Raw genomic sequence first — 19920 nt, forward strand, 5'->3', positions numbered from 1 at the left:
GCGACAGCCCTCGCGTACGGCTCCCGAGAGTCACCCGTCACGCATGAGACGCCTGATCTCCGTTACCAGTACGGTCAGTGCGGCCCGTTCGGGCACCGTCGTCCCCGGATGCCAGAGATCGACGAGAAGACACGTGCGCGGCCGAATTCCCTCGTTGCGCGCCTCGTGTTCGAAGGAATAGTCGAAGAGGAGGCATTTCCCTTCCACCCATGATCTGGTTTCACCGGCGACCGTGATACTGCAACCGTCCGGAATGTCGACGGCGAGGTGCAGATTGATGCTGAAGTTCCACAGGTCGCAATGCGGCGCGATGGTCGCGCCGGGGAGCAGGGTCGAGAAGTGGCATTCCAGAAGCGGACACAGCGTGCCCGTCCTGACGGCGTACTCCTCCAGCACCCGGTAGGCCGTCGGCGCGACCTCCGCGGCCTCCTCGACCAGCCGCCCGTTCCGGTGCAGGTACAGGGCCCGCCAGTCCGCCTGACGGGTCAGATAGTGCTCGTACTCCGCGAAGACCTCCGGTCTGTCGGCCCAGGCCCCGTTCAGCTCCTCCTTGATGGCGGGATGGGCCTCCTCGAACGCCGCCACGACCGGGGCGATCTCCGGGTGCCCGCGGGGGTCGTGCCAGGGGGTCTCGGCGAGCCCCGGAAGAATCCACTTCGCGCCCCGCCGCAGCGGGTGGCGCGGCGACCCTCCCCCGGGTTCCAGCATCGACTCCACCCGCCGCAGGGACTCCCGGCCGTACTCCTCCCTGATCGCGGCGAAGGCGTCTTCCAACTCGGGTGTCACGCGGGCCCCTCCCTCCCTCGCACCGTCCGGGCCGGCCGGTGTCGTCAGGAGTAGTCGGGCGAGGTCGACGGTCGGTTCCCGGCAAGGCGCCGCTCGCCGCGTTCCGGGGAAGGTCCCGCACGCCGGTGCGCGATGCTCACGGACGGGACGGAGGGCGGCCTCGCGACGGGCGGGCCCGTCGACCGGCGCGCCCGCACCGACCGCCTAGGGCACCGGAGTCGTACCGGGTCGGACCACGGTGGCGACCGCCTCCACCCGGCCGCTTCGACTGAACTCCAGGGTGAACGGCACGCGATCACCGGGCCGCCACTCACCCGGCGGCACCGGCACCGTCAGATCGACGCCGCTCGGAGACATCACCAGGGTCTCGCCGCCCGACACGGAGACGGAGTCGATCGGCGACCGATAGGCGGCGTTCCCCGGCGTCATGCGGTGCTGATGGAGTCTCACGGCGCCCGGCGCCTCCGCCGCCGTGACACCGACCAGCGTGTCGGCCGACCCACCCTCGTTGACGATCCGGAAGAACGCGGCGGTCTCCGGTACGCCGCCCGACGGCATCAGGACCTTCCCGGCGTCGACGGAGACGCTCGCCGGCGTGCCCGCCAGGCCCGCCGTCACCCAGGCCGTCAGGCCCGCCAACCCCACCGCGCAGGCGGCGACCGGCACCAGGGCGGCCGACACCACCTCGCGCGGCCTTCTCCCCCCGGAACCGGCCCGCTCGGACCCCGTCGTCTCCGCGTCGTTCACCGGACACCCGCCCTTCCCCGGTCGGCGGCGCCCCGCGCCCGACCTCGTGCCACCGACGGCTGCCAACTCCGCAGCCGCAGACTGTTCGCGACCACCAGCACCGAACTCGCCGACATCGCGGCGGCGGCCACCATCGGATTGAGCAGACCGACCATGGCGAGCGGCAACGTCACGACGTTGTACCCGAACGCCCAGGCCAGATTGGCGCGAATGGTGCTCAGCGCCCGCCGGGACAGACGCACCGCGTCGACCAGGGCCTCGATGTCCCCGCGGGAGAGCGTGAGATCCGCGGCGCCGATCGCCACGTCGGTGCCGCCGCCCATGGCGATGCCGAGATCGGCCGCGGCGAGCGCGGCGGCGTCGTTCACGCCGTCGCCGACCACCGCGACACGGGCTCCCTCCCGCCGGAGTTCGCGGACGAGGGTCGCTTTGTCCTCGGGTGAGCACCGGGCGCGCACCTCGTCGATGCCCAGGGCGTCGGCGACGGCCCGCGCCGGCGCCTCGTGATCGCCGGTGGCGAGGATGGGCCGGATGCCGAGCCGTCGCAGCCGGTCAACGGCACGCCAGCCGCCGGGCCGCACCAGGTCCCCCACGGCGATCAGACCCACGACCACGCCGTCGACCCGGACCAGGACCGGCGTGTGGGCCGCCGCCTCCGCCGCCGCCGACGCCTCGGTCAACGCCGGGGGCAGATCGGCATCCGGCGCGCCGGCCTCCACGACGCGCCCCTCGACGACCCCTCGCACCCCGCGCCCGGGGGTCGCGACGAATTCCGTGACCTCGGGGAGCGGTTCCCCCGTCGGGGCGCGACGGGCCCAGGCGGCGATCGCCTTTCCGACGGGGTGCTCGGACCCCTGCTCAAGCGCCCCGGCGAGGCGCGCCACCTCGTCCCGCTCCAGCGTGCCCGGCACGGCGGTGGCCTCGGCCACGGTCATCCGGCCGGTGGTGAGGGTGCCGGTCTTGTCCAGGACGACGGTGTCCACATGCCGGAGCGCCTCCAGGGTGCGCGGGCCGCGCACCAGCACACCCAGTTGGGCGCCGCGCCCCGTGGCGGCCATGACGGCGGTCGGCGTGGCCAGACCCAGCGCGCACGGGCAGGCGACGACGAGGACGGCGACGCCGGCGGTGAGGGCGGCCTGCGCGTCGGCGCCCGCTCCCAGCCAGAAGCCGAGCACGGTCACGGCCAGGGTGAGCACCGCGGGGACGAACACACCGGCGACCCTGTCGGCCAGCCGCTGGGCTCGCGCCTTGCCCGCCTGGGCCTCGGTGACGAGGTGGGCGATCCGCGCGAGGCGGGTGTCCGAGCCGACCGCCGTGGCCCGCACCAGCAGCATCCCACCGGAGTTGACGGCGCCGCCGACCAAGGCGGAACGGGGTCCCACCTCGACCGGTTCGCTCTCGCCGGTGACCAGGGAGAGATCGACCGCGGAACTCCCCTCCACCACCACCCCGTCCGTGGCGACGCGCTCGCCTGGGCGTACCACGAAGACCTGCCCCGTCCGCAAGTCCTCGATGGGCACCGACCGTTCCGTCCGCCCCTCCTTGACGGAGACCTCCTTGACCCCCAGCTCGGCCAACGAGCGCAGCGCCGCCCCGGCACCTCGGCGGGCCCGTGCCTCCAGGTACCGGCCGGTCAGCACGAACAGGGGGACGCTCACGGCGGCTTCGAGGTAGAGGTGTGCCACGCCTTCGGAGGCGGCGGGCAGGAGGCTGAAGGACATCCGCATGCCGGGGGCGCCCGCACCGCCGAGGAACAGGGCGTACACCGACCAGGAGAACGACGCCACGACCCCGAGGGAGACCAGGGTGTCCATGGTCGCGGTGGAGTGCCGCAGCCCGCGGAGCGCCCGGACGTGGAAGGGCCAGGCGCTCCAGCCGACGACAGGAGCGGACAACACGAGGCAGAGCCACTGCCAGTCGCGGAACTGGAGGGCGGGGACCATGGAGAGCACGAGGACAGGTACGGCCAACAGCGCGGTGATCACCAGGCGCTGTCGCTCCGCGCGCCCCTCGGCGGACGCGGCCTCCGCCTCCCCGGGGGCGGGGCGTTGGGCGTCCGTCTCGACGGGGGGCGACTCGGCTCGGTAGCCGGCCTGTTCGATCGCCGCCAGCAGTCGATCCGGCGTGATCGCGGCGGGATGGCTGATCCGGGCGCGCCCGGTGGCCAGGTTGACCTGGGCGGAGACGCCCTCCAGTCGACCGAGCCGCTTCTCGACCCGTCGAACGCAGGCGGCGCAGGTCATGCCGCTCACGGTGACGTCCGTGACCACGAGCGTGGCCGTCGCCTCGGCCGCCATCAGCCGCCGCCCCCGTGGTGGGTGTGCCCGGTGTTCCCGCCCGTGTCGCCGCTGCCGCCGGGCGTCGAGGATCCGTGCAGGCCGGGGGCGACCGGTCCGACCGTCGAGCCGACGGCGTAGGAGACGGCGAACAGCGCCACGAGCAGCAGCAGGAACCCCCACAGGGCGGGCGCGGGGAGCGGGACGCGGAGTGTCACGCCCGCGACGCGGGGTGACTGAGGGACATCGAGCATGCCCGACCTTTCCTGGTCGCGTCGGATCGTGCGAAGCGCGGCCTCCTCGGCCGTGCCGCCGAAGCGGTCGTGCCGCGAGGGTCCCGGGTTCCGCGACTTCGGCGTGATCCGCGTCACGTCACCCGCGCGGCCTCCACGCCCGTCCCGGGCAGCGGCCGGAGCAGGGCGGTCCGCGAACGCCCTGAAAGGACCGGTCGGGTTCGCCAGGCCTGCGCCCGGGGCGTAGCCGGCGAACCCGACCTCGGTCACGGTGTCGTCACCAGGAGGACTTGGTCACTCCGGGGAGGAAACCGGCGTGGGCCTGCTCGCGGGCGCGCACCCGGGACAGGCCGAACTTGCGCAGGTGGCCCCGGGGTCGGCCGTCCACGCTGTCCCGGTTGCGCACGCGCGTGGCGCTCGCGTCGCGGGGCTGGCGTCGCAACTCGGCGAGTGCGGCCCGGCGCTCGTCGTCGGTGGAGGACGGTCGACGGATGATCGTCTTCAGCTCCGCACGCCGGGCGGCGTACCGCTCGACGGTCGCCTTGCGCTTCTCGTTCTGGGCGATCTTGCTCTTCTTGGCCATCAGACCTTCTCCCCTCGGGCACGGATGCGGGCGACGGCGGCCTCGATGCCGATGGCATCGATCGTCTTGATCGCCTTCGCGCTGAGCGTGAGCCGGATATGCCGGCCCTCGGCGGCCAACCAGTAGCGCTTGCGCTGGATGTTCGGGTCGAACCGCCGCGAGGTGCGCCGGTGCGAGTGGGAGATGGTGTTGCCGAAGCCCGGCTTGGCGCCGGTCAGCTGGCAGTGTGCGGACACGGTCGTCTGCTTCCTCTCGTCTGACTGCTACTTTTCGGTAATGGAAACCATTCCCATATAGTACGCGTCATGGCACGCAACGATGTACGTCCGATCATCAAGCTCCGCTCCACCGCCGGAACCGGCTACACCTACGTCACCCGAAAGAACCGGCGCAACGACCCCGACCGCCTGGTCCTGCGCAAGTACGACCCCGTGGCCAGGCGCCACGTCGACTTCCGCGAGGAACGCTGACCCACCCACGCCCGCCCCCACCGCCGCCGTCCCCCGATCCGAAGGACAACCCCGATGAAGCCCGGCATCCACCCCGCCTACGGTCCCGTCGTCTTCCGCGACCGCGCCGCGAACTACGCCTTCCTCACCCGCTCCACCATGACCAGCGACAAGACCGTCGACTGGGAGGACGGCAACACCTACCCCGTCGTCGACGTCGAGGTCTCCCACGTCAGCCACCCCTTCTACACCGGAACCGCCCGCGTCCTGGACACCGCCGGACGGGTCGAGCGGTTCGAGCGCCGCTACGGTCGGCGGGGAGCCGACCGATGACGAACGCGACCCGCATGCCCGTGGTCCTCGTCGCCGGCCTTCACTCCGAGGCCCGCCGACAGGTGGTCGACCACCTGCTTCGCGCCGTCCCCGGCAGCGTCGCGCTCCACCACGCCCTGTCCACCGCTACCGACGGCACCGTCCTGCGTCAGGTGCGCGACGCCTCCGGCGAGCTGTCACGAGGCGAGGCCCCCCTCGTCAACGACTGCGCGTGCTGCGCCCTGCGCGAGGATCTGGTTCCCGAACTGGAACGACTCGCCGCCGGCGGCCTGACCCGGCTCGCCGTCGTCGAACTGTGGGACTCGGTGGAACCCAAGGCGATGGCCGAGGTCATCGCCGCCCACGGTGCCGACGCGTTCCGTCTCGCCAACGTCGTCACGGCAGTCGATCCCGCACTCGTCCTGCCCTGTCTGGCCAACGGCGACGACCTAGCCGAGGTCGGACTGGCCGCCGCGACGAGCGACCAGCGCACCGTGGGCGACACCTGGGCACGGCAGTTGGAGTACTCCCCCGTCGTCGCCGTCGTGGAGAACGACGAGGCGGACGAGGAGGATCGCGCGCTCCTCACCCAACTCCACCCCACCGCCCGCCAGGTGAGGGCCGACTCCCCGGAACTCGCCGAACTGGCCTTCGCCGCCTTCGACGTGGAGGCCGCCGCGGCGGCCCAGCACCCCGCCTGCGCGCTGCTCCCCCAGGAGACCGACGACGCCGGGGTCACCACCCTCGTCTGGCGCCGCCACCGCCCCTTCCACCCCGAGCGCCTGTACGACGCGCTGGAGGACCTCTGTTGTGCCGCCGCCCGCAGCCGCGGCCGGTTCTGGCTCGCCGACCGCCCCGACACCCTTCTGGCCTGGGACGCCGCCGGCGGAGCCCTCTGTGTGGAGAGCGCCGGTCCCTGGCTTGCCGCCCTGCCCGACGCCGCCTGGGACCTGGTCCCGCCCGTACGCCGGGCCGCCGCCGCGCTCGACTGGCACCCCGAGCACGGCGACCGCTGCCAACACCTCGTCTTCACCTCTCCCGGACTGGACGGGGACGGACTCACCCGAGTCCTCGAATCCTGCCTGCTCACCGACGCCGAGTACGCGGCCGGACCCGAGACCTGGAGGCGCCTCCCGGCCGCCTTCGACGCCCTCCTCGACCCCGTCGCGTGACCCCACCCGACCCACCCACCGCAACCCACCCGAGAAGGAGCCCCCATGGCACCCCGTCAAGCGGCGCGCAAGCCGCAGAAGCCCCGCCCCAACCCCCTCGACGCGGCCCGCGTCACCTACATCGACTACAAGGACGTCGACCTGCTGCGCAAGTTCGTCTCCGACCGGGGCAAGATCCGCAGCCGCCGCGTCACCCGCGTCAGCGCCCAGCAGCAGCGGCAACTCGCCGCCGCCATCAAGAACGCCCGCGAGATGGCGCTCCTGCCCTACGCCGCCAGCCGATAGGGAGCGCCACGCCCGACCCGCCACGCCTCGGGCGGCCTCCACCACGGCATCCCGGCACCGCCCCGCCCCGCGTCGACCTCCCCGGGGCGGGGCGGTGCCGCCGACACCCCCGAGCGCCCTGCCGTGTCGCGACGGATGGCGTGCCGGGGCTCTGCCGGGCACGGGCGGTGGTCTGGCGTGACCTTGGTCACCGGCCCCGCCCGAATGTGAGGTCCTTCGCGCACATCGCGCCCCTCGGCCCCGACGACCCCGCGGAGCTGGGCGGATACGAACTGCTGGGCCGGATCGGGCAAGGTGGGACGGGCCAGGAGTACCCGGGGGAGTCGCCCGCCGGGGAACCGGCAGCCGTGAAGGTGATCAAACAGTCGCTGGTCGACTCCGAGACTCGGACCCGGTTCACGCAGGAGGTGGAGATCCTCAAGACGATCGGGGGGACCCGGATCGCCGCTCTCATGGGCGCCGCCCCGGACGCCGAACGCCCCTGGCCGGCCACCGAGTACGTCGAGGGGCTCGACCTGAGCCGGCACCTCGCCGCCCACGGTCCGCTCCCCGCCCCGCCCGCGGCGGCGCTGGGCACCACCCCGGCCGAGGCCCTGGCCACCGTGCACGGGCAGGGGCTGCCGCACCGCGACCTACCAGGCAAGGCCCTTCACGAGCCGTCGATCCGTGTGTACCTGGCTGACGTTCTGGACCTCAAGGTAAGCGATCCTGCGCCCTTCGGCCGTCTCGATCAAGGTGAACGGCCAGCGAGCCCAGCGTGCTCCTCGCTACCCAGCGGCATCACCTGAATCTCAACCGTACGCTTCTGCCCCACCGACAGGATTTGCTCCAACTGCGCGCGGCACGCCGCGCCCGCCGATCGGCCTCCGCGACACAGACTCGTCGATGACGAAGCTCAGTAGCGGATTTGGGCGCTTCGCGAAGATCTCCTGCCGCGCGATGCGAGCCGCAACCCGGCCCTCGACAGAGCCCACGTCCAGCGGCGGACGCATCGTCCCGAACACCGCCCGCGCGTACTCCTCCGTCTGCAACAGCCCCGGCACCGCACTGGTTCGCGTAAACATACGACTCGACGGCCTCCCCCTCCGGCCTGGCCGCGTCCCGGCTCCCCTCCGGACCCGGCGACCGGCCACTACCACCCCAACTCTCAGCTCAAGGTGAGGCATCGGCGTCCTCGGAGAAGGCCCCGACACCGCACGAGGCCACATCCCGCCGGCGAGATGGCCGCACGACACACGTCCCCCACGACGGGCCCACCGATCGAGTCCAACCACCCCGCCGCCCCACACGACAACGGCAGGGGGCTGGAAAGGGAGTCCTCACGGCCACCGCTCCAGTCCCCGACCCTGATCAAGGGAGCACTCACGTCAGCTCACTCGGTCATCCAGTCCGGGGTAGGGACGCCGGTGAACTCGTTCCAGGCGCGGCAGTACTCCCGGGTGCGCGGGCCCGCGAGGCGCCACACTGCCCGAAGGTCGTGGCCCAGATCCCAGGCGTTGAGTAGCGCTTCAACGAAACCCGTCGCGACCGCGTTCCGGTCGGTTTCGCTGCCGGACGTCAGGACGTCCTCCAGGATCCGCAGCACTCGGCCCGACTGCTCGGGGGTCAGCTCGGCCGACCTCTGCGCGAAAGCCGTACCGAGGGACCCCAGCCGCACGGTGATGGGCGGTACGTCGTACTCGTGGGCGGGAGCCGTCCCGTCAAGGTCGGCACCGGCCGCGCCATGCCAGTAGGCGAGCTCGGCCCGGTCCGTTTCGGCCAGGGCATCGCCAACCGCGACGAGCGCCCGATACCAGTCAGGTGTTGCCATCACAGTCCATTCGGTGCGTTCTGCATGTCGCGGCGGCTCTGGCAAGCGGTCCGGACCTGCCCTCGGACCGGACCGCTCACCGCGTGCTACGCCTCACTAGGCCGCTTGGCCCGCGGGGTGGAAGTTGACGCGTTCACCGATGACGGGGAAGCCGGCCTTGGCGAAATTCGCGGCCATGGGGAAGTTGGCCTGGTCCGTCGCTCCCCTGATGAACTCCGCGCCCTGCTCGACGAGGAGGTGGGTGCACTCCGCGAGGAGGTCGTAGGCGTAGCCGCGACCGCGCTGTTCCGGGACGACTCCGATGAAGCCGATGATCGGGCCGGAGGGGTTGTGGGCTGGGATGTGGATACCGACCAGGTCGCCCTCGGGCGTGTGCGCGATCTGCCACCACTCCCGTGGGGAGGGGCACCAGTGGAAGAAGTCGAGTTCCTCCTGGGCGGCTTGGTCGAGGCCGCCCTCCTGGATGGCTCTGAGCGCGTGGGCGTCCAGGGTGACGGAGTGGATGCGGCGCAACGCGTCGAAGAACACGGTGTCGTCGGGTTCGGCGCTGAAGCGTATGCGTCCGGGCCGATCGGGCAGACCTCGGTCCGGGGTCCAGCGGTAGAGGAAGCGTTCCACCAGGAGTTCGTACCCTGCGGCTCGTGCGGCTGCGAAGCGCGCCTCGGCGCCGGCGCGCAGATCGGTCTTCTCCCGCCAGCCGCCGGGCAGGTTGATTTCGAGTTCGACCTGCCAGGGAGCGGAGCGCAGGAGTTCGGCCCCGGCCTCCTCCTCGCCCTCGGCCACGTCGAGCCAGTTGATGTTGACGGGCTCCGAGTCGTCGGGGCCGCCCCACCACGCTCCGCGTGCGACGACCTCGCCGTCGCGCAGGGCGACGCGCTTCCAGTCGGGGCGGAACCGGGTACGCCGGTGGCCTTCACGGGCGCCCAGGGGGTCGGGGAGGGCGTCGAAGAGATGAGCATCGCTCGCGGAGAGCGTGCGGATGACCGGATCGGTCACGGATTCCTCCGGGATACAGGCTGCTTGGAGCGCTCCCGGTCAGAATTCACGAACCACGCCGGGAGAGTGGAAGAGGGAGCGCTGGAAAGGTGTGGACCGCACGGCACTCGCCTCCTTCCGTTCCTCTCAGGGCGTGAGGCCACACAGTACGTGATCTTCCGCCAGTCCGTCCATGGATTTCCGTGCCCCCTGAGGGAAGGTCTCACGGGACGACGCGGCGCGCCCTCGAAGACCCCGGGGGCGCTGAGCGGGCTGCGGTGCTCCAGCTGTGTGGATCGTGATCTCGCTGGTGGGACGGGGCGGGCGCAGGTGCGGCCGCCTTTGATCATCGGTGGTGTGCGGGAGGTGGTCGGCTGGGCGATGGCCGACCACCACCACGCCGAACTGCCGGTCGCTGCCCTGCGGATGGCGGCCGGGCGCGGCGGCCTGGAGCACGGTTGCATCATGCATACGGATCGCGGCAGCGAGTACATGAGTGACGACTTCCGTACAGAAATAAGCAAGTTGCACATGAGGCAGTCGATGGGGCGCGTCGGCTCTTGTTACGACAATGCCACTGCGGAAAGCTGGTTCGCCATCCTGAGAGCGGAGATGGGGACGACCATGTGGGAGACCCTTGAGGCCCCGGGCCGACGTTTTCCGCTACGTCGAGGTCGAGTACGACGGCAGCCGGCTCCGCCGGCACCCCGACTACGGGTCCGTCACCCCACTCGAAACGAGACCCTTGCTCAGGCAGACCCTCGCCCCGGCAGCTCAACCCGGATCCACCGGCTGACCTCTGTGGGCAACTTCTCCGGGAACGAGGAAGAGCCTTGTGACCTGCGATGATGGGAGTTCTTGAGGCTTCCAGCACGCACGATGACAAGGCTCTTCCGAGATGCAATCTTCCCATACCGCCGTCCATGTCTCCGCACTCTTCGACGAGCCGAATCTGATCGCGGATGCGGGACTGCTTCCGCTGGTCGCGCTCGCCGAACGGGTCGGCCTGCCCGCTCTGGCCGCCCAGGTCCGCATCGAGGCGGCCGACAACAGCGGCGGCGCGCATCCGGCGGCCAAGGTGATGTCGCTGCTGGGCGCGATGTGCTCGGGGGCCGATTCCATCGATGACGCCGACCGGCTGCGGCACGGCGCGATGGACCGGGCTTTCGCCGGGATACGTGCCCCGTCCACACTGGGCACCTTCCTACGCTCCTTCACCCACGGCCACAACCGGCAACTCCACCGGGTTCACCGCGACTTCCTGGCCCGCCTCGCGGCCCACACCCCGCTGCTGCCCGGCGCCGCGCAGTTGATGTTCATCGATATCGACCCCACCCACCGCCGGGTCTACGGACGGGCCAAGCAAGGCGCCGAGCACGGGCGCCTGAACCCGGATCCACCGGCTGACCAGTTCGAGGGGGGAACTTCAATCGGCGCTCACAGGGGCGTTGGTTCCGTCGTACACCTGGCCACCAGCGGCATCCACCTTCCACATGTCCGGCTCCGAGTCGGCATTCTGGCTCTCGTCACGCAACGCCACGTTGACGAGCCACTCACTCCGCCAACTCCCATCGCGCTGGGCCGCCTTGAGCGTGAGTCCCTCGATCTGGTAGAGCATCACCATCTGGGCCCTGCTCGCATCGCCCCCCTGGTTGGCACGATTCTGGGCAATCAGGGCCTCAAGTACGGCAGCCTCAGCCTGCGTGGCGTCAAGCTTCACAGCAGGAAGATGGACCTCGGTGGGGCCAAGAGTCACGTCGACTTGAGATATCTCCCCGTCCCTGCTGACTTGAATATCCAACATGCGAGGCATCAGCACATCATCGTGAACCCATCGGTAGCTGGTCATCCAGCCGAGTTCAGCCTTCTCACCCACCGGATAGGTCTTGTGATTGAACGCACCCTTGGCCCACGAGTAGTGACCTTGCATGTACTCTTTGGCGATCTCGTACGCTTCACCCGCTGTGGCCGGTTTTCCCGCCCCGGGCACGGGAAAACCCATGACGCTCGGTTGGGCACTGTCGACGAGCAGCACATTGAAATGCTCCTTGTTCGGCCATGACAAGCTGCCGCTACTGAAAGCTTCGGGATGACCTTCGTCTCGACTGAGCAAATTGAATACCACGGTCTTGCAAGACGACCCAACGCAAGGCTGCTCATACACATCACCCAGCTCGTAGTGGTCTCCGAACGCCTCCTCGACCTTTGCCGAAACAGCCCGCCGCTGTTCTGATCCAGCTGCAGTCAGTCCCGTCCCGTCTATGTGAGTCAGAGCGACCATGGGGTGTGCGGCACCAACACCGAGCAGGACGATCGCTACCGATGTGATCGCAGTTGCCTTGGCTCCAGCCTTCCAGTTGAGCGCGTCACGTCGAGCCAGCACCGCCGTCGCGATAGCCAGACCCACGAGGCCACCGATAACATTCATCTCGACATCCGCGCTGTCACAAACGCGCCCAAGACCGTCAGCGGTCGCCTGGGTGAACTCGATAGCCCAAGGAAGCAGTACAATCCCGGCCAGCACAGGAAGCAGCCTTCGTACTGCAAAGAGTGCGAAGAATCCAAGAGGGACAGTCATGGCGAGGTTCCACAGCCCCTGTGTGGCATGGAAAGGTTCGGCGAGGTTGTGGTTGACGACGCATTGACGGCTGGCTGGGCCACTTCCCATGAACGCGACACCTAGCACGCCGGTAAGGGTGGCGGCAAGTAGACCCCACCACAGGCCGAACGGTTTCCCGAGGCGGCGAGTGAAAACCCGTGCTGCACCCCCGAGAGCGAGAGCCGCGAGCGCGCATGCGCTTAGATACCCGTAATCATTCTGGAACGTTGCGGTAAACACTGCGGTCCATTCCTGCCTCGATGACGACCGGCGGGTGGTCGGCGCGGTAGCGGGTGTAGTGTTCGAATAGATCGGTCCAGGCGGCCGGCTCCAGACCGGTCAGGCTTGGATGGGCGAGCCAGACGGAAGCCTCGTCACCATCAGAAGAGCGTCCGAACTCCGTTGCGGGTGCTGGGTGTTCAGGCCGGAGCGGCTCAGGACTCAGGGTGTAGTTCCAGGTGCCGTGCCAATCGTGCCGGTTGAGGGGGAGGCGGGCCACCCCGGTGGTGCGCGAAGTGCCCGCCAGGGAGATTGCCTCGGCCTTCAGCAGCGCGGCCACCGTGTCATGGCCGACCCGGAGCCCTTGGTGGGACAGCTCTGCGGCCACAGCGCGGGGGGACTTCCCCGTCCACCACAGCGGAGACTCCGGACCCCCGCTGGTCCGGCTCGACCAGCGCCAACAACGCCGGGATCAGCGTCCCGCAGCCGCTTGCGGCCAGCGCCCGCCCTCCGAACCCGGCCATCCGGCTCCTCACCGCGTTCCAACTGCCACAACCTGCGCGACACCGTCGATTCCGCCACCCCCGCAGCACCCGTCATCCAGCGAGTCCCGCCATGCCCCCGCACACGGCAGCCCCCAACTCCGGTCGTCGCCGCTCGTCCAGATGCGGCAGCAACAGCCCTAACGACTTCGACAACCCCGCCTCGATCCCCTTCGACAAACCCGCATCCTACGGGCCAAAAGAACTCAGAATGCGCAGAGTTATTAATCGACAGCTCCCTGGAGCTCAGCCGATCCCGGTGGCGAAGGCCAGGCTGATCGCTCCGAGGGCGAAGGCCTGCACCACGGTCGCCTTCCTGAAACCAAGAGCGTGCAAGTACCACGTGGTGCCGACGGTGAGCACGCCGCACACACAGGTGGCTACGGTGTACTCATCACTCAGATCCGGTTGACCCTCGGTCGAGTACGCCTCAGCCCAACCGGACAAGCCGACGAATCCGAACCAGAGGACGAGAGCGAACAGCACGTCCAGCGTCACTACAACGGCACTCATGAGGACTTCGCTGCGTGAAGATACCCCGGGTGGCCTGATCAAGTCGGACCTCCTTGGGCGTCGTGGGCTTGACCCGGCGCACGTTCAACCACACCCCCTCGGCGCGGCCCGTCAGGCCACGCGGGCCGGTCAGCTCGGCAGCCTGGGAAGGAGAGCATGCCATACGCCCACCGCCGCATCGCTCCCACCCAACCAGCGAAACGCGCACCAGGCTCGTTCAGGCCTTCGTACAGTGGAGAACGCGGCCAATGATCCGGCCGCGGTGCGCACGCCTCGGCCCCGGCTTCGAAGGCCGTCGTAGCCTGGGCAACACAGCGCTCGATGAGTATCCCCCAAGAGTGAACCTCCGGCGGTTCGCTCTCTCGGGGCCACCGGAGCTCCCTGGGGAGCGCCTATAAGTTTCGAGACCTTGAAAGACCGAGCCGTCGCCCTTCGAACGGCGGTGGCCCCATGCACAAGGGAACCGCCCCATGGCCCGCCTTCCTTCCCGTCGCCGTATCGCGGCGCTCGCCTGCGCCTTCGCCGCAGCCGTCCTCCTGCCCATGGCCTCCGCCGCTCCTGCGAACGCCGGGCCGCTGCCCGCGTCAGTCTCCTACTACCAACAGGACAGCTTCGGCAACACGCAGTACGACGTCCGCTTTCAGGGCACGGTCAGCCCCGCCGGGCCTCACCACTACACGATCGAAGGAGACCTGCACGCCTACTGCTCGTCGGGCACCGCCACCCGTCAGTCCGTCACCTTCGGCTACAGGAACTGGAACGGGACCTGGCAGTACAGGGGTGCCTACTGCGACCAGACGCCGATGCGCGTCTCCGTACTCGGCACCCGGCACGAGGGCGGCTCGGTGGAGATGGTCGTCGGTGCGACCAGCGGCGTGTTCAACACCTACGACTACGGAAACGTGGAGTTCTACCAGATCGGCCACTGAGGTGACCTCAACGGTGATCACTCCCAGGTCCCGTCGGGGACGGGCCGAGGGTGGCGTGCCGGAGAGCCGGCGGACCCGCCTGCCCGCCTCTGCGAGTGAGTCATTCGCGGTCCCGGTCGGTCAGGCGGCGCCGCGGAGTTTGGCCGGGGCCATGCCGATCGTCGCGGTACCGGCGCCCCTTCTCGGCCGCGGTGCCACGCGAGCCGCAGCGGGCGGGAGGGGGAGGCGGGGGCCGGCCCTCTCCTGAGAAGCGGGCGACCCGACGCCCGGCTCAACCGCCGGGCAGGGTCCGCCGCGATGTACGTCAGGTGTTGGAGGTTGCCCGCGCGCAGCCACTGCGTGGGCCCGCCCACGCCCTCGGCGTCCGAGAGCGGGCCGTTCAGCAGTCGCCAAGCCACACCTCGCCCTCCCCGGCCCGTGCCCCTCGGAACTCGGGCAGTCCGGTGATCCGACGGGCGGCAGCACGGTTGACGGCGATCCGATCGGGCCCCCGAGTCGCCGCCCCGACGGCGACATACGAACCACCGGTGGTGTCGCGGAGTAGACCCCAGGGTGGCCCGCCGCTCCTCACGGGCGCCGGGGCGAGTGCGAGAGCTCGCAGGCCGCACCCCTAGACGAGCAAGTCCGAAGTCTCGTCGAGCAGAAAGGGTGAGGGTCCCGTTGGTCGATGTGTGACGAACGACCTCGAGACCCTCATCACCGCACTGTACGTGAAGATCGACGACGAGTTGGGAGGACCGCGATGGCTGGGCAGGCCGCCGTTGCCGACCGACTCCGAACTGGTGTGCGCCGCGGTCGCCCAGGCGATGCTCGGCTTCACCTCCGAAGCCCACTGGCTGCGCTACGCCCGCAAGCACCTGTCCGGGATGTTTCCGTACCTGCCCCGGCAGTCCGGCTACAACAAACGCCTGCGTGCGGCGCTCGGCCTGGTCAAGCGGGTCATCCGCTTGCTCGCGAAGTCGTCCGACTTCTGGCTGGACGACTGCTGGATCGTGGACTCCACCCCGGTGCCGTGTGGCATGTCGCGGCCCACCGTGAAACGCTCCGACCTGGCCGGATGGGCCGGATACGGCTACTGCGCCAGCCACTCGCGGTTCTTCTGGGGGCTGCGGCTGTACCTCGTGTGCACCCCGGCCGGGATGCCGATCCTGTGGGCCCTGGCGGACCCGAAGATCGGCGAACGCGAGGTGCTGGCCGCGATGCTGGAGGTCGAAGCAGCCGTCGTCGCCGCGCACGACGACGGCATTCTGCTCATCTCCGACAAGGGCTTCGCCGGCCGAGACTTCGAACAGCTGCTGGCCGACCAGGGCATCACCTTGCTGCGGCCCTCCCGCAAGCGCGAGAAGGCCCGCTACGGCGAACCGATGCTGAAGAAGGTCCGCCAGTTGATCGAGTCGGTCAACGACACCCTCAAAGGCCAGCTCGACCCGGAAGGCCACGGCGGGCGATGTTGCGCGGGCGTCGCGGTCCGCGTCGCCCAGCGCATCCTGGCCATGGCCGCCGCGATCTGGCTGAACAGCCTGACCGGCGCACCGATCACTCGATCGTTGATCGCCTACGACCACTGAAGACATACGACTTGCTCGTCTAGTCGCCGTATCCGAGCGACGGAGCATAGGACCTGCCCCTGGCACGGACCTCGTGCCACTTCCGCCACTCCGCCCGGGCGGCCCCTCCCACACCCCACCCTCCATCATGTCGGCGCCGATTCGGGGAAAGCCTCCCGCGAGCAGAGTGACACACCGCCAGACGGCCACCGGCATGTGCGCGTCGAGAGCGCGCAGCGCCTCTTCCGGTCCGTACTCAGCGGCGGCTCCCCGACCGGGCACGCCTTTCCGGATTGGGAGGCGGCGCGGGAGGGCCTGGCCACGCTGATCACGCGGTGGGACGAGGATCCGGAGACGGCCGTACCCCACGAGCGGATCGCGGTGTGCGTCCCGACGAACCGGATGGCGACCGAACTAACCTGCATGCTGAAGCCGCGCGGCATCGACGCGGTGGAAATCCGCTCCGACGGACCCGACGGCTCCACCGGCGTGCACATCGGCACGATGTTCCGGTTCAAGGGGCTGGCGTACCTGCGGATGATCATCGCGGGGGGTGACCGACGGGCTCGTTCCGCGTGAGGACGTGATCGGACTGCGTGAGCGCGAACCGGCCCGCCACCGCGACGACATGCGGCGCGCCAGGTCCCCGCCGTTCGTGGCCGCGACCCGGGCACGCGACAGCGTGGACGTCTTCTGGCACGGCAGGCCCAGTCCGTTCCTCGACGCGTCCTGGGCACGGACCGACCCCGGCGAGGGCTGACACCCTGCCGGGGGCGGACCTCCGAGCCGGCCGGAGCCGTGGGGTCGCCGACGACGCCGCCGGCATGCCTCGACCCGACCCGCCTCGACGGAGAGGGCACCGACGACGCCTCCGACCAAGACCCCGGCTTCGGCCTCCCGGCCGGCTCTCCGGTCGGCCGGATGAGAGTCTTCTCCTCTTCGGTCGGACCCCAGGAGCAGGCCCCCAGACTGGCCGGATGGGTCTACGAAGAATCGTCGCGCTGAACGTCGTCATGTGCTTCTGCGTAGGTGCCGGTATGACGATCGGTCGGGTGTGGACGGAGATGGAGGAGTCTCCGACCCTGGGACCGGAGGTGGTCGTCCCTGCCCACGGTGCCGACGGCGCCGTCGGCGGCTCGTCCTCGGTCCGGCCGTCTCCCTCGCGGATCCCGTCGGATTCCGCGCCCCGGCACTCGCCCTCGCCGCGCCGTTCCGGCCCGTGCGACCGGACCCCGGGCGGACGAGCCGTGCCACCACCGATTCCTCCCCGCAGCGACGACTCGGACATCCCGCGAGAAGGGCCGGACGGCGAAGACCGGGACGACCAAGAGGACGAGGAGGAGAACGACAGCGACAACGGCGAGGACGAGGAGGGCGGGACGGGCGGGAACGGAGAGGAGGAAGGGAACGACAGGCTTGACGAAGACGGTGAGAACGGCGGGGTCGGCGCGGACGGTCCGGGCGACGGAGACAGCGACAGCGACAGCGACAGCGACAGCGACAGCGACAGCGACAGACACGATAGATGAGACGGGGGCAAGGGGGTCTCCGGGCCCAGCGTCGACAGGCGGGACCGCGCGAGCGGTGACGGCGGGGAGGATCCGGGAGTGGTTTCGCTACGCGCCCAGTGCGCGGTCGCGCATCGTCGGCTGGATGATGCTCCTCGTGGCGACCGCCCTGGCCGTGCCGGTCGTCGGCATCACCGCCGTCTGGCAGCGGCAGTTGGACGCGCAGGTGGACGAGCAGTTACGGCAGGAGGCCGACAATCTGCGGAGGTTCGCCGGGACCGCTCGGGATCCGGACACAGGTCGGCCGTTCTCGGACGGCGCCGTGTTGCTGACCGCGTACATGTCCGTCAGCCTGCCGCGCCGTGACGCCACGCTGTTCAGCATCGTCGACGGCCGAGCCGACCGGCGCAGTCCGGCCGAGCCGCCGACCAGACTCGACAGGGACCCCGCCTTGGTGGCCCGGCTCGCCGCGGTCCGCGGGACCGCGCTCGGCTGGGTCGACTCCCCGGCCGGACGGGTACGGTACGGGGTGATCCCCGTGCGGGTGACGGGTGACCTCCGTGATGTGCGGCTGGTGGTGCTGGAGTTCAGGGATCGCCAGCAGCACCAGGAGCACCGCGTGGCCCGGATGCTGCTCGGCGCGGGGGCCGCGGCCCTGGTGCTGGCGGGTCTGGCCAGTTGGCTCGTCGCCGGCCGGATCCTGGCCCCGATCCGGCTGGTGCGGAGGACCGCCGAACGCATCGGTGAGGACGATCTGCGACGGCGACTGGAAGTGCCGGGCTCCGACGACGTGGCCGCGCTCGCGCACACGTTCAACCACATGCTGGACCGGCTGGAGAACGCCTTCACCACCCAGCGCCGCTTCCTCGACGAGGTCGCACACGAACTCCGCACACCGATCACCGTGATCCGCGGCCACTTGGAGCTGATGGACGGCGGAACAGCCGAGCAGGGCGCCACCCGCGCCCTGGTGGTGGACGAACTCGACCGCATGGGCCGCATCGTGCAGGACCTGCTGTTGTTGGCCAAGGCGGAGAGGCCCGACTTCCTCACCGTGGGGAGCACCCATCTCACCGACCTCGTGGTGGACGCCGTGGCGAAGGCCCGCGCCCTCGGGAACCGGAACTGGATGGTCTCCCATGTGTCCGAGGCGACGGTGCTGCTCGACGGCCAGCGAGTGACCCAGGCGCTGATGCAGCTCGCGTCCAACGCGGTACGTCATACCGAGGACGGCGACACGATCGAGACGGGCTCCCTCGTGCGCGGTGACCGGGTACTGCTGTGGGTACGCGACACCGGCCCCGGCGTGGGGCCCCACGATCGGGAACGGATCTTCGACCGTTTCGCCCAGGCGGTCCGCTCGGGTGGCCGTGACGCCGCCCGGGCCGGTATCGGCCTCGGACTGGCGATCGTGCTCGAGATCGCCCAGGCGCACGGAGGCACGGCGAGGGTCGAGGACGTGCGGACCGGGGGCGCGCGCTTCGTCATGGACCTGCCCCTGCGGACCCCGCATACGGAAGGTGACCATGAACCGGATACTCATCGCGGAGGACGAGCCGAGGATCGCCGCCTTCGTCGAAAAAGGTCTGCGACGCAACGGCTTCGTGACCACGGTCGTCGCTGACGGCCTCGACGCCTACGAACACGCGCGTTCGGGCGCCTGCGATCTGGCGATCCTGGACCTGGGCCTGCCGGCCTGCGACGGCTTCACCGTGCTGCGCAAGCTCCGGGAGAGCAGGGTGGCGATCCCGGTGATCATCCTGACCGCCCGCGACAGCGCGTCGGACGTGGTCGCGGGTCTGGAGGGCGGCGCCGACGACTACATGTCCAAGCCCTTCGCGTTCGACGAACTCCTGGCGCGGGTGCGGTTGAGGCTGCGCAGGGAGAGCGCCCCCGAGGCGTCCCTGCTGAAGGCCGGGGACCTCGCCCTCGATCTGCGCACCCGCCGGGCCCATGTGGACGGCCGTACCGTGGAGCTGTCCTCCCGGGAGTTCGGCCTGGCCGAGGTGTTCCTGCGCAACCCCGACCATGTGCTGACGCGCGAGCAACTGCTGTCCCGGGTGTGGGGGTTCGACTACGACCCGGGCTCGAACATCGTCGATGTGTATGTGCGCTACCTGCGCCGCAAGCTGGGCGCCGACCGGCTGGAGACCGTCCGCGGCGTGGGCTACCGGCTGCGTGCGGTCGTGCCCCGCGAAGTGGTCCGGTCCGCGTCGGGCGACGTCACGCCCCGGCACGACGCGCGGCGCGGCCGGCCGGGCCGCCGGCAGCCGGCGCCGGGGTCCGGCCCGGCGGCACCCGCCGGGGCTCCGCCGGGACGGCTCCCGCACCGTCGGTGAGACCTCTCTCATCACCGGCTCACACCCGGCTCATACCGCCCTCGCAGGATTCTCGCCAACGGCGCCCGCCCGGGGCGCCCGTCGCACAGGAGAACC

The 19920-nt window shown here is 70.3% G+C and carries 20 protein-coding genes and 4 pseudogenes; 12 read left to right on the forward strand and 12 right to left on the reverse strand.

Translation table 11 applies throughout. The features are described from left to right. Positions 1-30: 30 nt before the first annotated feature. From JEK78_RS03575 to rpmB, 6 genes are all read right to left on the reverse strand, one after another. Positions 31-786, reverse strand: a complete 756-nt coding sequence (locus JEK78_RS03575; RefSeq protein ID WP_200262646.1) for an aspartyl/asparaginyl beta-hydroxylase domain-containing protein — start codon at positions 784-786, stop codon at positions 31-33. 204 nt (positions 787-990) lie between these two features. Next, on the reverse strand, positions 991-1533 hold the full coding sequence (locus JEK78_RS03580; protein WP_200262647.1) for a copper chaperone PCu(A)C: 543 nt from the start codon (positions 1531-1533) through the stop codon (positions 991-993). Further along, positions 1530-3830 (reverse strand): heavy metal translocating P-type ATPase, encoded by a 2301-nt coding sequence (locus JEK78_RS03585; protein WP_200262648.1) that lies wholly within the window; start codon positions 3828-3830, stop codon positions 1530-1532. Before JEK78_RS03585 ends, JEK78_RS03580 begins: the two co-directional genes overlap by 4 nt. Further along, a complete protein-coding gene (locus tag JEK78_RS03590) occupies positions 3830-4063 on the reverse strand; it encodes a hypothetical protein (protein WP_200262649.1) in 234 nt (77 codons plus the stop codon). The genes JEK78_RS03585 and JEK78_RS03590 overlap by 1 nt, the downstream gene beginning before the upstream one ends. 256 nt (positions 4064-4319) lie before the next feature. After that, the gene (gene rpsN / locus JEK78_RS03595; protein WP_200262650.1) at positions 4320-4625 is read right to left on the reverse strand and encodes a 30S ribosomal protein S14; all 306 of its coding nucleotides are present in this window, start codon (positions 4623-4625) and stop codon (positions 4320-4322) included. Next, complete coding sequence (gene rpmB, locus JEK78_RS03600; protein WP_200262651.1) at positions 4625-4861, reverse strand: 50S ribosomal protein L28; 237 nt, start codon at positions 4859-4861, stop codon at positions 4625-4627. Before rpmB ends, rpsN begins: the two co-directional genes overlap by 1 nt. Positions 4862-4930: 69 nt before the next feature. Here rpmB and rpmG point away from each other — a divergent pair, with 69 nt between their 5' ends. The 5 genes and pseudogenes from rpmG to JEK78_RS23175 all read left to right on the forward strand — a co-directional run. Continuing rightward, positions 4931-5095 carry a 50S ribosomal protein L33 gene (gene rpmG / locus JEK78_RS03605; protein ID WP_200262652.1) on the forward strand — a complete coding sequence of 55 codons (165 nt, stop codon included), beginning with the start codon at positions 4931-4933 and terminating at the stop codon, positions 5093-5095. A gap of 54 nt (positions 5096-5149) precedes the next feature. After that, the gene (locus JEK78_RS03610; protein ID WP_200262653.1) at positions 5150-5407 is read left to right on the forward strand and encodes a type B 50S ribosomal protein L31; all 258 of its coding nucleotides are present in this window, start codon (positions 5150-5152) and stop codon (positions 5405-5407) included. Beyond that, on the forward strand, positions 5404-6558 hold the full coding sequence (locus JEK78_RS03615) for a GTP-binding protein (protein ID WP_200262654.1): 1155 nt from the start codon (positions 5404-5406) through the stop codon (positions 6556-6558). The genes JEK78_RS03610 and JEK78_RS03615 overlap by 4 nt, the downstream gene beginning before the upstream one ends. Positions 6559-6603: 45 nt before the next feature. Then, positions 6604-6843, forward strand: a complete 240-nt coding sequence (rpsR, locus tag JEK78_RS03620) for a 30S ribosomal protein S18 (RefSeq protein ID WP_200262655.1) — start codon at positions 6604-6606, stop codon at positions 6841-6843. Between the two features lie 206 nt (positions 6844-7049). Beyond that, a pseudogene (locus tag JEK78_RS23175) lies at positions 7050-7421 on the forward strand (protein kinase); the annotation flags it as partial. Positions 7422-7484: 63 nt separating this feature from the next. Here JEK78_RS23175 and JEK78_RS23180 read toward each other — a convergent pair. From JEK78_RS23180 to JEK78_RS03660, 6 genes and pseudogenes are all read right to left on the reverse strand, one after another. Next, positions 7485-7947 (reverse strand): annotated as a pseudogene (locus JEK78_RS23180) (DUF5753 domain-containing protein); the annotation flags it as partial. Positions 7948-8215: 268 nt separating this feature from the next. After that, a complete protein-coding gene (locus JEK78_RS03630) occupies positions 8216-8653 on the reverse strand; it encodes a hypothetical protein (RefSeq protein ID WP_200262657.1) in 438 nt (145 codons plus the stop codon). 96 nt (positions 8654-8749) lie between these two features. Further along, positions 8750-9649, reverse strand: coding sequence for a GNAT family N-acetyltransferase (locus JEK78_RS03635; protein WP_200262658.1), 900 nt, complete (start codon positions 9647-9649; stop codon positions 8750-8752). A 1405-nt stretch (positions 9650-11054) separates the two neighbouring features. Then, positions 11055-12467, reverse strand: a complete 1413-nt coding sequence (locus tag JEK78_RS03650; RefSeq protein WP_200262660.1) for a VanZ family protein — start codon at positions 12465-12467, stop codon at positions 11055-11057. Positions 12468-12711: 244 nt separating this feature from the next. Then, a pseudogene (locus JEK78_RS23185) lies at positions 12712-13156 on the reverse strand (ISAzo13 family transposase); the annotation flags it as partial. Positions 13157-13234: 78 nt separating this feature from the next. After that, positions 13235-13501, reverse strand: coding sequence for a hypothetical protein (locus JEK78_RS03660; protein WP_200262661.1), 267 nt, complete (start codon positions 13499-13501; stop codon positions 13235-13237). Between the two features lie 470 nt (positions 13502-13971). Between JEK78_RS03660 and JEK78_RS03665 the strand changes: the two genes are divergently transcribed. From JEK78_RS03665 to JEK78_RS03695, 7 genes and pseudogenes are all read left to right on the forward strand, one after another. After that, the gene (locus JEK78_RS03665) at positions 13972-14430 is read left to right on the forward strand and encodes a hypothetical protein (protein ID WP_200262662.1); all 459 of its coding nucleotides are present in this window, start codon (positions 13972-13974) and stop codon (positions 14428-14430) included. A 671-nt stretch (positions 14431-15101) separates the two neighbouring features. After that, entirely contained in the window at positions 15102-15998 is an 897-nt protein-coding gene (locus JEK78_RS03670) for an IS982 family transposase (protein ID WP_200262663.1), read from the forward strand. 195 nt (positions 15999-16193) lie between these two features. Next, positions 16194-16556 (forward strand): hypothetical protein, encoded by a 363-nt coding sequence (locus tag JEK78_RS03675; RefSeq protein WP_200262664.1) that lies wholly within the window; start codon positions 16194-16196, stop codon positions 16554-16556. After that, on the forward strand, positions 16531-16737 hold the full coding sequence (locus tag JEK78_RS03680; protein WP_200262665.1) for a hypothetical protein: 207 nt from the start codon (positions 16531-16533) through the stop codon (positions 16735-16737). Before JEK78_RS03675 ends, JEK78_RS03680 begins: the two co-directional genes overlap by 26 nt. Before the next feature lie 217 nt (positions 16738-16954). Further along, a complete protein-coding gene (locus JEK78_RS03685) occupies positions 16955-17506 on the forward strand; it encodes a hypothetical protein (RefSeq protein WP_200262666.1) in 552 nt (183 codons plus the stop codon). A 124-nt stretch (positions 17507-17630) separates the two neighbouring features. Continuing rightward, entirely contained in the window at positions 17631-19109 is a 1479-nt protein-coding gene (locus tag JEK78_RS03690; RefSeq protein ID WP_200262667.1) for a HAMP domain-containing sensor histidine kinase, read from the forward strand. After that, a pseudogene (locus tag JEK78_RS03695) lies at positions 19012-19668 on the forward strand (response regulator transcription factor); the annotation flags it as partial. The gene JEK78_RS03690 and the pseudogene JEK78_RS03695, both read left to right, overlap by 98 nt. Positions 19669-19920: the final 252 nt, after the last annotated feature.

Source organism: Streptomyces sp. HSG2 (assembly GCF_016598575.1).
Classification (GTDB): domain Bacteria; phylum Actinomycetota; class Actinomycetes; order Streptomycetales; family Streptomycetaceae; genus Streptomyces.

Excerpts from the sequence above, each read along its gene's own strand:
- JEK78_RS03585 (WP_200262648.1), bottom strand. The coding sequence starts at position 3,830 with ATGGCGGCCGAGGCGACGGCCACGCTCGTGGTCACGGACGTCACCGTG.
- JEK78_RS03590 (WP_200262649.1), bottom strand. The coding sequence starts at position 4,063 with ATGCTCGATGTCCCTCAGTCACCCCGCGTCGCGGGCGTGACACTCCGC.
- rpsN (WP_200262650.1), bottom strand. The coding sequence starts at position 4,625 with ATGGCCAAGAAGAGCAAGATCGCCCAGAACGAGAAGCGCAAGGCGACC.
- rpmG (WP_200262652.1), top strand. The coding sequence starts at position 4,931 with ATGGCACGCAACGATGTACGTCCGATCATCAAGCTCCGCTCCACCGCC.
- JEK78_RS03610 (WP_200262653.1), top strand. The coding sequence starts at position 5,150 with ATGAAGCCCGGCATCCACCCCGCCTACGGTCCCGTCGTCTTCCGCGAC.
- JEK78_RS03615 (WP_200262654.1), top strand. The coding sequence starts at position 5,404 with ATGACGAACGCGACCCGCATGCCCGTGGTCCTCGTCGCCGGCCTTCAC.
- rpsR (WP_200262655.1), top strand. The coding sequence starts at position 6,604 with ATGGCACCCCGTCAAGCGGCGCGCAAGCCGCAGAAGCCCCGCCCCAAC.
- JEK78_RS03630 (WP_200262657.1), bottom strand. The coding sequence starts at position 8,653 with ATGGCAACACCTGACTGGTATCGGGCGCTCGTCGCGGTTGGCGATGCC.
- JEK78_RS03660 (WP_200262661.1), bottom strand. The coding sequence starts at position 13,501 with ATGAGTGCCGTTGTAGTGACGCTGGACGTGCTGTTCGCTCTCGTCCTC.
- JEK78_RS03665 (WP_200262662.1), top strand. The coding sequence starts at position 13,972 with ATGGCCCGCCTTCCTTCCCGTCGCCGTATCGCGGCGCTCGCCTGCGCC.
- JEK78_RS03685 (WP_200262666.1), top strand. The coding sequence starts at position 16,955 with ATGGGTCTACGAAGAATCGTCGCGCTGAACGTCGTCATGTGCTTCTGC.
- JEK78_RS03690 (WP_200262667.1), top strand. The coding sequence starts at position 17,631 with ATGATGCTCCTCGTGGCGACCGCCCTGGCCGTGCCGGTCGTCGGCATC.